The 15,767-nt window shown below is 31.8% G+C and carries 14 protein-coding genes; 10 read left to right on the top strand and 4 right to left on the bottom strand.

Annotation, left to right across the window (positions count from 1 at the left end):
* Positions 1-64: 64 nt before the first annotated feature.
* Positions 65-631 (bottom strand): ribosome biogenesis GTP-binding protein YihA/YsxC, encoded by a 567-nt coding sequence (gene yihA / locus OF376_RS00520; RefSeq protein WP_318031919.1) that lies wholly within the window; start codon positions 629-631, stop codon positions 65-67.
* Positions 631-921: a YneF family protein gene (locus OF376_RS00515; RefSeq protein WP_263817812.1), complete on the bottom strand. Its 291-nt coding sequence runs from the start codon at positions 919-921 to the stop codon at positions 631-633. Before OF376_RS00515 ends, yihA begins: the two co-directional genes overlap by 1 nt.
* Positions 922-1,031: 110 nt before the next feature.
* On the opposite strand from OF376_RS00515, the gene OF376_RS00510 reads away from it, so the two are divergent.
* Positions 1,032-3,995 carry a cation-translocating P-type ATPase gene (locus tag OF376_RS00510; protein ID WP_263821601.1) on the top strand — a complete coding sequence of 988 codons (2,964 nt, stop codon included), beginning with the start codon at positions 1,032-1,034 and terminating at the stop codon, positions 3,993-3,995.
* Between the two features lie 75 nt (positions 3,996-4,070).
* Here the strand turns inward: OF376_RS00510 and OF376_RS00505 are convergent, their stop codons facing one another.
* Together OF376_RS00505 and OF376_RS00500 are read right to left on the bottom strand one after the other, a co-directional pair.
* On the bottom strand, positions 4,071-4,640 hold the full coding sequence (locus OF376_RS00505) for an O-methyltransferase (RefSeq protein WP_263821600.1): 570 nt from the start codon (positions 4,638-4,640) through the stop codon (positions 4,071-4,073).
* Positions 4,640-5,095, bottom strand: coding sequence for a transposase (locus OF376_RS00500; protein WP_263821599.1), 456 nt, complete (start codon positions 5,093-5,095; stop codon positions 4,640-4,642). The genes OF376_RS00505 and OF376_RS00500 overlap by 1 nt, the downstream gene beginning before the upstream one ends.
* 216 nt (positions 5,096-5,311) lie before the next feature.
* Between OF376_RS00500 and gmk the strand changes: the two genes are divergently transcribed.
* The 9 genes from gmk (at position 5,312) to OF376_RS00455 (ending at position 15,765) form a co-directional block, all read left to right on the top strand.
* Complete coding sequence (gene gmk, locus OF376_RS00495; protein WP_263821598.1) at positions 5,312-5,884, top strand: guanylate kinase; 573 nt, start codon at positions 5,312-5,314, stop codon at positions 5,882-5,884.
* Entirely contained in the window at positions 5,885-6,871 is a 987-nt protein-coding gene (locus OF376_RS00490; RefSeq protein WP_263821597.1) for a hypothetical protein, read from the top strand.
* Positions 6,872-6,879: 8 nt separating this feature from the next.
* Positions 6,880-7,677: a PP2C family protein-serine/threonine phosphatase gene (locus OF376_RS00485; protein ID WP_263821596.1), complete on the top strand. Its 798-nt coding sequence runs from the start codon at positions 6,880-6,882 to the stop codon at positions 7,675-7,677.
* Between the two features lie 2 nt (positions 7,678-7,679).
* Positions 7,680-8,783 (top strand): protein kinase domain-containing protein, encoded by a 1,104-nt coding sequence (locus OF376_RS00480; protein ID WP_263821595.1) that lies wholly within the window; start codon positions 7,680-7,682, stop codon positions 8,781-8,783.
* 13 nt (positions 8,784-8,796) lie between these two features.
* The gene (gene rsgA / locus OF376_RS00475; RefSeq protein ID WP_263821594.1) at positions 8,797-9,663 is read left to right on the top strand and encodes a ribosome small subunit-dependent GTPase A; all 867 of its coding nucleotides are present in this window, start codon (positions 8,797-8,799) and stop codon (positions 9,661-9,663) included.
* A 90-nt stretch (positions 9,664-9,753) separates the two neighbouring features.
* On the top strand, positions 9,754-11,274 hold the full coding sequence (locus OF376_RS00470; protein ID WP_263821593.1) for an ammonium transporter: 1,521 nt from the start codon (positions 9,754-9,756) through the stop codon (positions 11,272-11,274).
* Positions 11,275-11,316: 42 nt separating this feature from the next.
* Entirely contained in the window at positions 11,317-12,846 is a 1,530-nt protein-coding gene (locus OF376_RS00465; RefSeq protein WP_416906734.1) for an ammonium transporter, read from the top strand.
* 161 nt (positions 12,847-13,007) lie between these two features.
* Positions 13,008-15,263, top strand: coding sequence for a hypothetical protein (locus OF376_RS00460; RefSeq protein ID WP_263821592.1), 2,256 nt, complete (start codon positions 13,008-13,010; stop codon positions 15,261-15,263).
* 256 nt (positions 15,264-15,519) lie between these two features.
* On the top strand, positions 15,520-15,765 hold the full coding sequence (locus OF376_RS00455) for a hypothetical protein (RefSeq protein WP_263821591.1): 246 nt from the start codon (positions 15,520-15,522) through the stop codon (positions 15,763-15,765).
* The last annotated feature ends 2 nt before the right edge of the window (positions 15,766-15,767 follow it).

Here is a 15,767-nt window from a genome sequence, read left to right as displayed (position 1 = left end):
TCGGTTTTGTTTTTTTGTTTTACATAAATAAAAAAAATATAAGCACAGCTTATATTAGATTCCATTAGGCTCGAGTCACTGATTTCATTAATCGTAGAAAGAAATCAACGTTAGTTTTATTCTTCGCTGAAACTAAAATAATGCGGTCAGCGGGAACTTGAAACATGTCAACAATTTGTTTTTGTTTATTAGTAAAATAAGATTTATTAGCCTTATCAGCCTTATTAAGCACTAAAAAATGACGATATGGTTGTTTTTCGAAGAATTTAGACATTTCAGCATCTAAATCCGTTAAGACGTTTAAATCACAAATTTGAAAAACGGCCTTTAAATTCGTTCTCTGAGTTAAATATTGTTCAATCATAAACGTTAACTCATCTTTACGTTGTTTATTGACACGTGCGAATCCGTAACCGGGTAAATCGACTAAACGGAAACTATTAAAGTCAAAAAAATTGACTAATTGTGTTCGCCCAGGGGTATTTGAAGTTTTAGCGATTTTTTGATTAGCTAAAGCATTAATTAAAGAAGATTTACCGACATTAGATCGACCAATTAGACATACTTCATCTTTTTGATCGTCAATTCATTCCTCTTTTTTGCTTGCAGATTTAAGAAAAACAACAGGCATTATCTTTGGTTTTTATTGGCACGATTAAAGATTTCGTTAACTTGAGCTTCTGTTGGTTTACGCCCAACTTGTGAATAAATCATACGAATTGTATCTTTTGAAATCGGTGGATTCTTCTTTAATTGGCGTTTCATAACCTTTGTTGAAACAAAGAAACCAATAATTAAACCAGCGATTAAAAATAAAACAATTCCGATACTTAAACCAATTTTTAATGAATTAAGTTGTGCTGAAAGTTGTTCAACTGATTCACTTGCTTTATGTAAAATACTAATAAAATTGTTTAGCATTGCTTAATTACCTCATTATATATATCTAATATACTATTATAAAGGTTTATGTATTAATTTGAATTTTAATTGATTATTAAGTAAAATATATTAATTAAGGAGAATTTTAAGTGAAACGAAAAAGAGAAAAAGAGCCCCTCATTTGGGACTATGATATTCAGCAAACAGATCCCGAAAACGGACTTAATAATGAGCAGGTTTTAGCTCATCGTCAAAAATACGGGGCGAATGTCATCGAGAAAAAAAAGAAAACAAACATTTTTATTAAATTTTTAAAACAATTTTTAGACCCAATGGTCTTGTTATTGGCCATTGCTGGAATTATCACATTAGTATTAGCTATTGTCCGTCCAGCAGATGATACCATCGAGTTAATTACATCATATGTAGAATTTGGTGTTATTTGTTTTATTTTATTATTAAATGCCAGCTTTGGTGTTTATCAAGAAACTAAAGCCGAAAAAGAAAGTGAAGCCTTAAGTAAATTAACATCACCGCATGCGCGGGTTATTCGGAACGGCGAGACTATACAAATTAGTGCTCAAGATGTCGTTGTCGGTGATTTATTAGTAGTTGAAGCGGGTGATAACGTGGCAGCTGATGCTATTTTATTACGTAGTTCTTCATTAGAAGTTGATGAAGCTGTTTTAACTGGTGAATCACTACCTGCTAAAAAGGACGATGACGCAATCATTGCTGCTGATGCAGGGATTGGCGACCAAAAAAATAAAATTTTTGCTTCAACGAATGTAATTAACGGAACAGCGAAAGCAGTTGTTGTACAAACGGGGATGCAAACAGAAATTGGAACCATTGCCAACTTAATTAACAAACAAAAAGACGAAAAAACGCCTTTGCAACAAAAAATTAATAAACTATCAAAAATTATTGGTGGTTTTGCGAGTGTGTTATGTATCGTTGTTTTAATTATGTATGTTTATTTAGTGGGTGGGGGCGATTGAAAAACTAATTGAGCTAGTGCGGTAATTCTAGCTATTTCATTATCATTTGCAGCTATTCCTGAAGGTTTAGTGGCGATTGTAACGATTATCTTATCGTTTGGTGTAAAACAAATGAGTAAGAAAAACGCGCTGATTAAACAGTTATCGGCTGTTGAAACATTGGGTTCAGCAAATGTGATTTGTTCAGATAAGACAGGGACATTAACCCAAAACAAAATGACGATTACGCATTTTTATACTCATGAAACAGGCTTACAAACATATAATGCAAATAAAAAAGCTTTTGATTTAATGCAAAAAGCTGTGGTCGTTAATAATGCCACTGTTAATGATGAGGATTTGAATAACATCGTTTATTTAGGTGATCCAACCGAAATTGCCATTCTACAAGCTTATGAAAAATATGGGCTGGACGAAAATATTTTAGATCAACAATTTGAACGGATTTTTGAATATCCTTTTGATTCTGATCGAAAAATGATGAGTGTTGTTGTTAAACATAATAACCAGTTTTATTTAGTAACCAAAGGTGCTATTGAAATGGTTAGTCAGAGAACAAAAACGCGCATGGACGATGAATTATGAGTAGCTAATGCGAAGATGGCAAACCAAGCTCTACGGGTTTTAGCTGTATGCTTTACTCCTTTAAAGGAATGAAATGAAGAACAAGATCATTTAACTGTAGAACAAAACTTAGAATGTATTGGTTTAATTGGGATGATTGACCCACCTCGACCAGAAGCTATCCACGCGATTGATATTGCTAAAGAAGCTGGTATTCGTCCGATTATGATTACTGGTGATCATATTCAAACAGCTAGTGCGATTGCCCGTCAGATGCATATTCTGGAGGGTGATCAAAAAACCATCAGTGGCTTGGAATTACAAGCTATGGATGATGAAACATTAAGCGCTACAATTAATGATTATTCAGTTTATGCTCGGGTTTCTCCGAGCGATAAAATCCGAATTGTTAATGCTTGAAAGAAACATGATAAAGTTGTCGCAATGACCGGTGATGGGGTGAATGATGCGCCAGCATTAAAAGCCGCTGACATTGGGTGTGCAATGGGGATTATGGGAACTGAAGTTTCTAAACAAGCAGCTAACATGATTCTAATTGATGATAATTTTAAGACAATTGTTCGAGCGGTTAAAATGGGTCGGTTAATTATGGATGCCATTAAACGTGTGATTATCTTATTATTAATTACTAACTTATCCGGATTAATTTCTTTATTCTTTGGTTTAATTATTTTAAATATGTCACCAATGAGTAGTTTACAAGTATTGTGAATTAATATTGTTTCTGAAACCTTACCAGGGATTGCCTTAGGTTTAAACTTTACCAATATTAATTTAATGAAAAATCAACCCCTATCAAAATCAGCACCGATTTTAACGTGACGTATGTGGTTGCAAATTATTTTCACTGGTTTATTTATTGGGTTCAGTTCGATTCTTCTATTTTACTTAGGTGTTGGGGGTGCGTTAAATAATTTCGATTTAATGCATATGCGTTATTTATTCGCTAACTTTAATCTTTGAGAACACAACTTTGAACATACGACATCATTCATTGTGCCATCAACTTATACGTTCCCTGAAATCCTACATGCAGTTTGATCAGGTTCATCTTTATCATTCATGTTCATGGGTTTAATGTTGTCATTTAATGCCGCGATTTTAAAGGTAAACCATTCAATCTTCATTGATTCATTCAAAGAATTAAAATATGTCTTTATGACGATTAGTATATCGTTTGCGATGATGTTTATATTAGTTTATGTCCCTAAAATTAATAGTGTCTTTAGTGTCCACCCTTTATACACTGGCGAATATACATGATTTAATGTTTTACCATTCTTATTTGTGTTTGTCGTCTTCATGGTCTCAGAAATTATTAAATTCATTAAATATCGACGATTATTAAAAACTTATGTTGACTATAAATGTACTTACAAACAATTAAAAAATAGTTTGAAAAAACTAAAGAGTACCCCAGTAGCTCAATATTCACTAAAACAACAAGCTTGTGTACAAGCCTTAATTGTGAATACAAAACTACGGATTAAATACTTAAAGAAACAAGTCTACTTACATCAACAATAACTAAAAATAACAGCTTTTTGGCTGTTTTTTTATTAAATACAGATTAAGGGAAAGAAAAAATAACAGCTATGACTGTTATTTTTTAGTAATAATTCCTAAACCATCGTCAATGTCAAGCATGGTGAAATGATAATCAGTGAGTTTTTGCAAATAATCAACAAAGGCATCCACCTTCATTAATAATTTGGTTTGGTTTTTTGTGGGTTGAGTTTGTTCGCGTAAAGCTTTTAGAAACAAATTATCAATGAACATTTGTCCTTGTGGTTTTAAGAACTTAATGTATTTTTCAAACAACGTGATTTGTTGTCCTTTAGGGCCATCTAAGACGATGACATCAAACAATTGCTCTGGTTCGTAAACAAAACAGTCTGTGTGAACAAGTTGTACGCCTGGTAGGTCTTGTAAATAACTATGAGCAATTTGTACACGGGTTTCATCTTTTTCAAGAGTAACTAGTGTTGCTAGTGTTGGTACAAATGTTTTAACACTCAAAGCACTATATCCATAGGCTGTACCAATTTCTAAATAACTAGTGACCTTGTGTTGATTCATTTGCTCAATAATGTATTTAATTGTTTGTTCACGCATTAAGGGAATTTTCTCTTTGAGACAACGCGTTTGTAAAGTAATTAGTCTATCGGTCATTACTTATGTGAATGATTTTTTTGTGCTCTTGTTAAACACATGGCATTCATATACTGATTAATTGTTTTGTAATTTAATTTAATGTTGTATTGTTCTTTTAAAATACTAGCAATTTTTCGGCAACCAATATGTTTAGCATGGTTATCATAAATTTTTTTAATGCATTCCTTATTACGGTTTTTTAAACAATATTGACCATCTGGGTATTCTAATTTTAATCATTTATAATATCCAGAAATGTTCGTATTGTCAAATAATTTAATTAACTTAGTAAGCGGTAAGTTATGTTTTTCAACCAACTGGTAAATAGTTTTATATTTGGTAATGCAACATTTATGATGCTGGTGTTTTAAAATTACCCGGCAAATGTGCTCTTGCTCTCATAAACTGTGACTATCATGATTTAAACCAATTGACTCGCATTCTAGCGGACTTAAGTGACATTTTTCTGACATATTTTTTCCTCTTTAATCAACATGCTTAATATTTTAACGTTTTTTACCTTTTTTCTGCAAGTTTGAAAAAATAAACAACACACTTGGAGTTAAAAATGAAAATTTTTAGCACATTTTTTAGAAAAAATAGTTGTTTATTATCTTAATTGTTTTCAATGGCATGTGGTTTTACTTATAATATATAAAATAAGTTCATATCACTAAAAGGAGTTTTAAATGCATAAAGGTAAAATTATTGTTTTCTCAGGACCAAGTGGAGTCGGTAAAAAAACTATTTTAGATCAAATTTTTAATAAACAATCATTAAATTTAACGTATTCCATTTCAATGACTACACGAGCTCAACGTCCAGGTGAGGTGAATGGTGTAGACTATTATTTTGTCAGTCCAGAAGACTTTAACCAAGCCATTGCAAATAACGAATTAATTGAATGAGCTGAGTTTGTTAACAATCGTTACGGAACATTAAAAAAAGAAGTTGAACGTCTACGTAATGATGGCAAAAATGTACTACTTGAAATTGAAGTAGTTGGTGCTTTACAAGTTTTAGAATTATTTAAAAACGATGATCTTTTATCAATTTTTATTCTGCCACCAAGTTTAAAAGAATTAGAACGTCGTTTACTTTTTAGAAATACCGAAACAAGAGAAGTAATTAATCAACGTTTACAAAAAGCTGAAAAAGAAATGGCGATTAAACACATTTATCAATATAACATTATTAACGATGATCCGAAAAATGCTGCTCATACACTAGAAGCTATTTTAAAAAAGGAATTACGTTTCTAGATGACTGATTATTTTTTTAACCTTGATTTAAAAGCTTTACAAGCAATTTGCCAAATACATCAAAAACCAAAATTCCTAGCCAAACAAGTGTATCAATGGGTTTATGAAAAAAATGTTTTAGACTTTACACAAATGCACAATATTAGTAAAGAAAATCAACTTTGACTAAAAGAAACATTTATTTTTGATAATGTGAATATTAAAGCTGAAAAAGTAGTGGGTGACTTAATTTATTATGCAATACAAGTTAACTTATCAACATTATATTGCACAGTTAATTTACAGAACAACCAATTAGCTTGATATGTTAGTTTGAACAAGAATTGTGCTATTTCTTGTGCTCATTGCCAAGGTATTCAACAAGAGTGAACTAACAGTGAATTATTACACAGCTTGATAGTTTTACAACAAACTTTAAACAAAAAGATTCAACATCTATATTTAGATACATATTTTATTAATCAATTGGATTTAGAAAATTTCGTATACTTGGTGCAACGTTTTAACGACCCTGATGGTTTTAATATTGGTAAACGCAAAATCAATTGATTAACTAATGGATGAAATTTTGATTATGAAGTGTGAACAGCTAAAACGTTAATGATTGACATCTTATTTAAGGTTTATACAATTAACCCTGATGTGTGTTCACAATGATTCCCTCATTTAGTTTTAAATAAGCAAAAGATGATGCAAAATATGCAAGCATTATCACTTGATTCAAGAAATGCGATTAATCTGTATTATTTTTTGATCAAAACAAAAAATGATAGCGTAGAAGATTTGAAACAACTAAAAAAATTTATAGAAAATCAAAAATATTATATTAATTTAATTAACTACGAAAATGCAACAACTAGTAAAGTAATGACTAAACATTTGTATAATTTAGTTAGTATATTTGCAAACCAAATAGTTATTCGTCAAAACAATGCGTTTTCAGATACTGCAACATGTTTGCAAAAACAAAATATTTTTAAAAAGTAGGCAAGAGTATGGTAAAAAGTAATTTTTTAAGTGATATTGGCTCACATCGAGACCACAATGATGATGTAGCAACCGTTGTTAATAATGAATTTGCGCAAACGCTTTTAATTGTCTGCGATGGTTTGGGGGGTTATGATGGTTCAAGTACAGCTAGCTGTATAGTTTTAGAAACTATTCGTGATGCATTTTTACAAACCGATTGTGCTAATTTAAAATTAAATAAGAACGATGAAGAAACGCAAACAACTAGCACTGATTTGCAAGCACGAGAAACCAATTTACGTACATGATTAATCGATTTAATTCATGAAGCACAAAAAAAGATTACTCAACAAGCAAATATTGATACTAAAGCCTATCATATGGCTACAACCCTAGTGCTATGCATCATTATTGATAAACACGCTTATATAATGAATATTGGTGACTCACGAGCTTATCTTTTAAAAAGCAATTCATATATTCAAATTGGCTATGATCACAATGTTTTGAATCGATTAAAACAAATGAATGCTGACCCTAGTTTATTTAAAAAATACGAAAAAAATTTATATAGTTTGACACAGTATATTGGACGGACTTCCAATGTGGCTTTAACATATGATTTTTATGTTCAAGAACTACTACCTAACGACATTATTTTGCTAGCCTCAGATGGCTTTTATCCATATTACGAACTTACTTTATTACATGATTATCTGATCAAAGAATCAGATGATAAAAAAATCCGTGACATACTTTTAAAAACTGTTTTAGACAACCAATCTTTAGATAACATTTCTTTTGCTTATTACGTGAATTTATAATTATGGATTTATTATTAAACAATCAAGCGTATGTCATTGATCCCAATACCCAAAAATCATACCAAGTAATTAAACATATTGCGAACGGTGGTTTTAGCCAAATTTATTTGGTAAAAGCCTCAGATACTGACCAGTTGCAAGTTTTGAAAATTATTACAACGGACGATGATACCCAAAAAAACGTCATCCGTGATGAAATTAGAATTTTTAATATGTTAAAACGAGCAGAAGATCCGGCTCAAGATTATTTAATCAAATATTATGCTAATTTTGACTGTCAGATTGAACAAAAAACTTATCTTTGTATGCTTTTAGAGTATTTTGATGGCATTAGTTTACGTGAGTATTTAGATCAAAACATTCTTTTAACACCCTCAAAAGCTAAACTGATTGTGCAACAAATTGCTAGTGTGTTGTTCTTTTTTCACCACAATACACCCCAATTAATTCACCGGGACCTAAAACCAGAAAACATTCTTGTTAACCACTCACTAACTAAAATTAAGATTATTGATTATGGTGCAAGTAGTGTTGTTTATGACACCAAAACACTAACCTCTGATGACGAACTAAAATGTACGATTTTATATGCTTCGCCTAAATTAGTAACCGTTAATCATAAACAACAACCATTAGAATTATTTAACCCTAATTATGATTTACACTCTTTAGCTGTGATTTATTACGAGCTTTTAACAGGGACAGATCCTTTAGATTACAATCGTTTTAAAAATTACCCGAAACAAGACGTTGCGTATTTAAAAAGTTGATGACGTTTTGATTCTTTATCACCAACTACAATCAACCCCTTAATTAAAAAAGATATTGATTTATTGATTCAAGAATTATTAAGTAATTATCAAGTTAAAAATCAGCCCCAAATCACAACCCAACAGGTACATGATTTTTTAACTAACAAATTACCAATTAATACAAATGCCATGCCCACACATAAAAGCGATCTCATTTTATACAATGACTTGCGCCGTTTAAATAAAATAAAAACCACAGACCATCCGTGGTTTTTACACTTAATGATTTTAATCTGTACCCTTATTTTAACTGGATTAGCTTTATTAGCTTTTATCTTAGTATGGTTTTTATAAAAGGAAGTATGCAATGCGCGCCAAAATAACACAACTAGTCAAATCATCATTTCAGATTTATATTTATGAAAAACAATTATTAGCTAATGCCTTAATTAAAGGTATATTTAAATATGAAAATAAGAAACACAAACCTTTAGTAGGGGATGAAGTTGAAGTTCAAGAACAAGACAACCAATTTGTGATTACTGATTTTTATCCTCGTACAAATGCCTTAATTCGCCCGCGAATTGCTAATGTAGATATCGTTGTCATTGTCACTGCTTTTGTTTCTCCGTTTATTAGTCTTTATCAATTGAACAAATTAATAGCGTATTATGAATCACAAAAAGTTTGTGAAGTAGTTTTAGCTTTCAGTAAATACGATTTACTAACAGACCATACAGAAGCTGACGAAATTATGGCTCAATATAAAAAAGATAAATATACTGTTGTTAATTTACAAAAACAAGAGGATGTCGACCATTTACATACCCTTATTAAAGATCATGTTTTTTGTCTAGTTGGTCAGTCAGGTGTGGGTAAATCTACTTTGATTAACAAATTATTAGATGAAGAACAACAAAAAACGCAAGCTGTTTCATTAAGTTTACAAAGAGGTAAGAATACAACGACAGCAACCAAATTAATTCGTTTTAATGATGCTTTTATTGTAGATACACCCGGGTATTCTAGTTTAGATTTATCGATTTTCACTCCACAAGAACTAGCAGGTAGTTTTAAAGATTTTGCTTTACTTAGTTTAGCGTGTAAATTTCAAGATTGTTTGCATTTAAGCGAACCTGATTGTGCAGTCAAAAAAGCTGTCGAAAATCAAGAAATTCAAGAATTTCGTTATAGTCATTATTTATTAATGCTCAAAGAAGCGAAAAACACGTAAATATATATGTTTTAAAACCGGCTTTTATATATAATAAAGGAGTATTATGTATTCCATAATATTATAAAAAGATAAAAGAGGTAAAAAATAATGACTTTAGGTGTTGATAAAGAGATTTTCTTCTCCAGTCATGAATTATCCTTTGTAAATGCTTTCGCTGATAAAGAAGCATTAGCAGCAGTGGGGTATAGCTCAACAAACACACTACTAGCGAGTCTAGCAATTGTTTTTGTTTTACTAATGACACCCGCTCTAGGATTATTCTATGGTGGGTTAGTACGTCGAAAATCTACGTTAACCATTATTAATCAATGCGTTGCTTCGTTAGGAATCACAACATTGATTTGAATTTTCGGAGGCTTTAGTTTAGCTTTCGGCCCTTCAGTGGGCAAGGGTATTATCGGAGATCCATCTGCATATTTTGCGTTTAGAAACTTACTATTTGCAGATGGCTGACAAGGCCCTGTGGGATTAGTATTTGCTAATTTCACAAACGGTGTGCCATTGATTTTATTCTTCGCATACCAATTAGCGTTTGCAATTATTACGCCACCATTAATGGTTGGGGCTTTTGCAGACCGTATGAAATTTAAAAACTACTTAATTTTCTTAGTGCTATGACAATATTTAATTTATATTCCATTTGCACACTGAATTTGAGGTCAAGGATTCCTTGCACAAGCAGGAGTATTAGACTTTGCGGGAGGAATTGTGATCCACGTAACAGCTGGATTCGGAGCTTTAGCTGCTTCTGTTGTTCTTGGTAAACGATACATTTTAAAAACTGACAAAAACCGTCCGCACAACATTCCAATGACAATTATTGGAGCAACATTGTTATTCTTTGGATGATTCGGATTCAACGTTGGTGGTTCTGCTTTCCAAAAAACTGATGCAGCCACATGAACTGTTGCCACATCATCATGAATTAACACAATTATTGCTATGGGAACTGCCATGGTAATGTGAATGATTTTTGAAACAATCTTCACAAAGAAACACAAACCAACTTCAGTCGGTATTGTAACTGGAGCAATCGCAGGGTTAGCAACTATTACCCCAGCAGCAGGATTTGTTCCAATTTGAAGTGCACCAGTAATTGGTTTAGCTGCAAGTATTATTTGTTATGGATGTGCACGTATGATGCACCATTCAAAAATTGATGACTCACTAGAAGTGTGAGCTGTCCACGGTATGGGGGGAGTAACTGGTTCAATCTTAATCGGTGCTTTCGCAGCTAAAGCTGTTAACCCATCAATTATCTATAGTGTAATTGATTCACCACGTGACGAATATGGTATTTTATTTGGATTACAAATTGGAGCAGTCGCTTTAGCAGCAGCTTATGCTTTTGCCTTTACTGCATTACTTGTTTTAATTACTAAACCACGTCTAAGTGTTCGTCAACAATTAGGACACATTGATTACATGCTTCACGGTGAAGATGCTTACTCATTTGACTTTGTCTTACCAACAGAAAAAGAATTAGCTGAAAAGATGGTAGCTGATAACAAACGTTGAGAAGCTGTCTTTGGTGTAGCTGATAACATTATTGTATTAAACAAACAAAACCACGTGGAATTAAAACACAAAGAAGAACGAGCACATTAATTATGTTCTCTAAATGACATAAAGAAAATCTAAAGGTTGGTGATTGAAGTGTCAAATAGTTATCAATGAAACGAAGGCGCACAGCACGTTATTCATAATTTAACGTACATCTCAGCTAACGCTTCACAAGAAGCATTAGAAGCAGTTGGTTTTAATGCCACAAATACCTTATTAGCAAGTTTAGCAATTGTATTTGTATTATTAATGACACCAGCATTAGGGTTATTTTACGGGGGTTTAGTTCGTCGTAAATCGACTTTAACAATTATTAATCAATGTGTAGCGTCATTAGGAATTACAACATTGATTTGAATTTTTGGGGGCTTTAGCTTAGCGTTTGGTCCTTCAGTTGGAAAAGGGATCATCGGAGATCCTTCAACATACTTCGCTTTCAGAAACTTGCTATTTGCAGGTGGCTGACAAGGCCCTGTGGGATTAGTATTTGCTAATTTCACAAATGGAGTACCATTGATTTTATACTTTGCTTACCAATTAGCATTTGCGATTATTACACCACCTTTAATGGTTGGGGCTTTCGCAGACCGTATGAAATTTAAAAACTATTTAATTTTCTTAGTGCTATGACAATACTTAATTTACATTCCATTCGCACACTGAATTTGAGGTCAAGGATTCTTAGCTGAAGCTGGAGTTTTAGACTTCGCGGGAGGAATTGTGATCCACGTAACAGCTGGATTCGGTGCCTTAGCAGCGGCGTTTGTATTAGGTAAACGTTATACATTAAAAAACGAAAAAGTTAAACAAAACAACATTCCAATGACAATTATTGGAGCAACTCTATTATTCCTAGGTTGATTTGGTTTCAATGTGGGTGGTTCTGCTTTCCAAAAAACAGACGCAGCCACTACCACAGTAGCTACATCATCATGAATTAATACAATTATTGCCATGGGAACTGCCATGGTAATGTGAATGATTTTTGAAACAATCTTCACAAAGAAACACAAACCAAGTTCTGTTGGGATTGTAACTGGAGCTATTGCAGGATTAGCAACAATTACTCCAGCTGCTGGATATGTACCAATTTGAAGTGCCCCAGTGATCGGTTTCGCAGCTAGTGTCATTTGTTATGGATGCGCGCGTCTGATGCACCATTCAAAAATTGACGACTCACTAGAAGTGTGAGCTGTCCACGGTATGGGGGGAGTAACTGGTTCAATCTTAATCGGTGCTTTCGCAGCTAAAGCTGTTAACCCAACAATTATCTATAGTGTAATTGATTCACCACGTGACGAATATGGTATTTTATTTGGATTACAAATTGGAGCAGTCGCTTTAGCAGCAGCTTATGCTTTTGCCTTTACATCAGTTTTAGTATTGATTACTAAACCACGTTTAAATGTTCATGAACAACTGGGACACATCGATTACTTATTGCATGATGAAGACGCTTATTCAATGGACTTCTTAGTTGTTACTCCACAAGAAATTATGGATGCTCAAAAAGAAGATAACCAAAAGGTTTACCAAAAATTAGCAGGCTATGTAACAAAAAAAGAACGTTTCGAATTAATTTCAAAACACCACGAAACAGAAGAAAATCATCATTAATTTTTATCAAACAAACAAAAACTAAGCTTCGTGCTTAGTTTTTTTATGCTATTTATTTTTTAAAAAACAAACAAAAAGTTTTTTTCGATGCACTATTACATATATTTACAGGGATATAGATTAAAATAAAATATTATTTAGAAATTTGTTAAGGAGATATTATGAAGAAAAATAAGCGTGTTTTAGCTTTTGGTTTAGTGGGCTTAATCGGTGCAAGTGCTATGGCCAGTGTCCTAGTAGCCTGCAAACCAGAAACAAACATATCGTTATTTGATTTCAACAAGTTGTGTGTAGAATATACAACAAAATATGTAAATCATAAATATAGCGAAAAGATTAACCAAATCATCGAACACCACAAGGCTTTAGTTGAACAAATTAATGAGACAAACGAAAAAACGAAAGCATTAAAAATACAAGCTGCCATGAAAGCCATGGAAGAAGAAATTCAACAATATGTAGCGCATCAAACTATTATCGATGAGGAAAATGCGAAGGTTATTAATTTTACCCCAGCCAAAACGACAATAAAAATGAGTTATAAAAATGCTGATCAAATTGTTTTTGATACATTTAATGATTTTGTCATAAACGATGTAATCGTGGAATTAGCAGATGAATCATTTAACTATACAATCAAAAAAGTTGTTAAAACACCTGATGGTTTAAAAGTGATTTATCATTTAGAAAAAAATCAACAAGTATCAGAAGATTTCAATTATCTAATTTCCAAGGATGGATTTAAATCTACAGAAGTAGAACAAATTGACTTTCAAGCATTAAATCAACAAGTAGTTATTAGTTACCATGATGCCAGTAATACGTTATTTGCGGATGCAATCACTGAAAAAGAAGCACTAGACACTGTTGTACCACCTGGTGTACTTCTTCATATTCAAAATATTAATAAAGATGATCAAAATTATATAGTTGTTTATCAACTAGAAAAAAATGGACAAAAATCAAGTGATTTAACTATTAAAATCAGTAGTTCAGTTTTTAAACAAGTTAGTGAAGATGAACCTGAACCTTACAACCCAAAACCAATGGAATGAGATAAATTTAATCAAAACACAACAGTTAAGTTTGTTAATCAAGATAATGTTTACTTTGAAGATGTCCCAGAAGTTATTACAGAGAATGATATTATTTTTGAATACTCTAATCCAGAGATTAATGATTTTAAGTTCATTAGTGCGGCGAAAGAAGGTTCTGAAATCATTGTTAAATATACGATTACTTACGACAAGCAAACTTCTAAAATATTAGAAAAGTCGATTTTACAACGCCACTTCAAACAACATAAACCAAAAGAATATGAAGATTTAACGCAAAAATATACAGCCTTACAAACCCAATTAGATACTTTAGAAGATGAAACATTTAAGAATAGTTTAAAGACTAATCTGACTAATGTTTACCAAATTGCTGAAAACGAAGTAACTAATTCACAAACAAGCAAACTAGCAATTAAACGTCTATCATCACATATAGCAATCACTGAACAGTTATTACTGATAAACAAAAAAATGGCTGAATTAAAAGCTAAACCACAAACAAATGACCAAGAAATTGCGGCAGCTAAAGCATTGGCTCAAGAGATTGCACAATTATTTGCCAATAATAAAAACAACATTAGTTTAGAAACACTTGATAGTGGTTATGCAACAATGATAAATGAACTATATGCTAAATTTATAGAAGCACGCCCAGTGGAAACCTTCCACACAATAGGTGGTTTAATGACTACAGACAAGACATTAAAATTAGGTCAAGTAGATAGTGATGTTAATTTAAATTCTGTTTTAACATATAAAATTGTGGACAATGACCATGTAGATATTTTCATTTCTAATGTTCAATTTGATAACGGAAAATACACTCAAGAAAAATATGCAGAAAAACTAGTTGAAATAATTGCTGATTTTCAATTAATTCAATTAACTGAACACAATACCTTTAGTTATGAACCCGATACTGCTAGCAAAGATTACATTAAATCTGATGAAGAACTGCAAAACCCTGCTAACGGATTACGTTATAAACCAGCTAATTTATCATTCTTTGATGAACAAATATGCCATACAAGTATTAAAGAATCAACAGATATCCAAAATATAATTAATGAATTACAAACCAATAAACAATTAGTTTTCAAAAATGTTTATATTCCAAATATTGCAAACACATTAAAATCAAATGAAAGACTATGCTTTGTGATGAGTGATTTTAATATGTTAAAACAAGACCCTAAAGGCAGCGAAGAACTTGTATCATTATTTGAAACGGGATATTCAAATAATGGTGTTGAATTCCTAGGACACGACACTATTGTAGCAATGTCCAAAGCCAAATCATATTTACACGAAAGACCAAGTGTTGTTGTTTTTGAAACAAAACAAAAACAAGAAAACTAAAAAATACCTCCAATGAATATCTAAAAAAGAAAAAGAAATCCGCTTTTTCTTTTTTTTGTTTCTTAAGAGACGAGAAGTTGATTATCTGACATTAAAAATGCATAAAATGCCGATATTAATCGGAAAAATATATCTAGTAAATATGTTGATTAATTTTTTAAAAACTAATGATTGTGTTAAAATCAAATAATATAGTATATACATTTTTTAGACGAAATTGATTAATACGATGTATATAGGTTATTAAGGAGTTTTTATGAGTCAAAATGTAAACAAACCAAAAGCTAAACAGAATTATTCGTACAACAGAGATCCAGCTACGAAAAAGCATCTTGCCGGATGAATAATTTTTTCAATTTTTATTTTCATTTTTTTAGTCGGAATCGCTGTATTAATTGCGTTCATCGCAGACTTTTATATTTATGAAAATACAAATACGGATGGCTTAATTTGAACCGTTGATCAACGTGCTCACGGTTTATTAGGTTATTTTAATAAATAGGT

The sequence above is a fragment of the Ureaplasma miroungigenitalium genome (assembly GCF_025780085.1).
Classification (GTDB): Bacteria; Bacillota_I; Bacilli_A; order Mycoplasmatales; family Mycoplasmoidaceae; genus Ureaplasma; species Ureaplasma miroungigenitalium.
Note: the sequence above shows the minus strand (reverse complement) of the source record. Positions and strands in the feature narration are given on the sequence as shown.